The organism is Mycobacterium sp. ST-F2, from assembly GCF_001905655.1.
GTDB lineage: Bacteria > Actinomycetota > Actinomycetes > Mycobacteriales > Mycobacteriaceae > Mycobacterium.
Genome location: NZ_JMHT01000115.1, coordinates 1 through 1436 on the forward strand (window position 1 = coordinate 1; position 1436 = coordinate 1436).

General features: G+C 66.4%; 1 protein-coding gene. It reads right to left on the bottom strand.

Annotation, left to right across the window (positions count from 1 at the left end):
• Window positions 1-6: 6 nt before the first annotated feature.
• Window positions 7-1326, bottom strand: coding sequence for an ISL3 family transposase (locus tag EB75_RS28055; protein ID WP_073698465.1), 1320 nt, complete (start codon window positions 1324-1326; stop codon window positions 7-9).
• Window positions 1327-1436 lie beyond the last annotated feature (110 nt).

The following is a 1436-nucleotide window of genomic DNA, read 5'->3' on the forward strand; positions in this document are numbered from 1 at the left end:
GGCTCTTCATGATTGACGGTGTAGTTGGGGTCTGAATCCGCCGGTTTCGAGTAGGGATCGGGCGATGTAGTGGGTGAGGTTGCGAAAGCCCAGGGCGGAGCCACGGAGGTGTTCGAGACGGCCGTTGATCGCTTCGGTCGGTCCGTTGCTGGTGCCGGGCCGGTCGAAATAGGCCAGCACATCGACAGCCCGCTTGGTCAGTGTGCGTCCGAGGGTGATCAGCTCGGTCAGCGGTTTGGGAACGCCGGCGCTCAGCGTGTCGATCAGCGCCGCCATCATGGCTCGGCCTTTCGTGCGGTCGGGTTCGCGGTAGGCGGCCACGGCGCGTTGGTACATGTGCCAGGTCGCTTCGACCTCCACATGAATGTCGCCGGTGAACAAGGCTGCCAGCCGGGCTTTCTGGCGGTCGGTGAGCAGATCGACGCCGGTGTGCAGGGTGCGTCGGCAGGCATAGAGCGGGTCGGTCTTGCGGCCGCGGTGCCCACACGTGGCCACCTGGATACGGCGGCGGCAGTCGTCGAGAGCGTTGCCGGACAACCTCACCACGTGGAAGGGATCCATCACCGTGGCTGCCTCAGGAAGTTCTTCGGTGGTGGCGGTCTTGAACCCGGAGAAGCCGTCCATGGCAACAACTTCGACACCGTCGCGCCAGGGCTGGGGTCGCTCGGACAGCCAGTCGGCGAACGCCTTCTTGGAGCGGCCTTCGACCATGTCGAGCAGCCGGGCAGGGCCGGTCTGGTCGTGGACCGGGGTGAGGTCGATGATCACGGTGACGTACTTGTCGCCGCGACGGGTGTGCCGCCACACGTGCTCATCGACGCCGATCACCCGCACGCCGTTGAAGCGGGCCGGATCGGCGATCAGCACTCGCTGCCCTTCGGCCAGGACGGCGTTGTTGGCGGTGTTCCACGACACCGCCAGCGCTTCGGCGACGCGAGCCACGGTCAGGTGTTGGCAGACAATCGCTTTCAAGGCCCACTGCAACGCACGCCGGGACAGCTTGGCGCGTGGTTCGGCGGCGTTGCCGAGGTCTTGGCGCCACACATGGGCACAGCCGGCGCAGCGGTAGCGGCGGAGGGTGACCAGCAAGGTGGTGGGCCGCCACCCGAATGGTTCGTGGGCAAGCTCGCGTGTCACGCTGTCGCGGCTGACGCCTCGCTCGCCGCAGCGGCGGCACCACGAGTCGTCGTCGCTGACCCGGCATGCCAATACCGCACGATCGGGGTGCAGTTGCTGGCCGGTCACCTCCAACCCGAGGTCGTCGAGGCGGCAGAAAGTAGTCAGGTCAGCGCGGGCGAAGCCCGCCCGACCGGTAGCGTCAGGCACGTCGAGGTCTTTCGGATGAGGCGTGTAGGAACCTTCATCTTCGAGAGACCTCGACCCCTATCCCGGCAACGACGCGCCGATGACCTCTACACCCTCAACTGCGAAGAGCC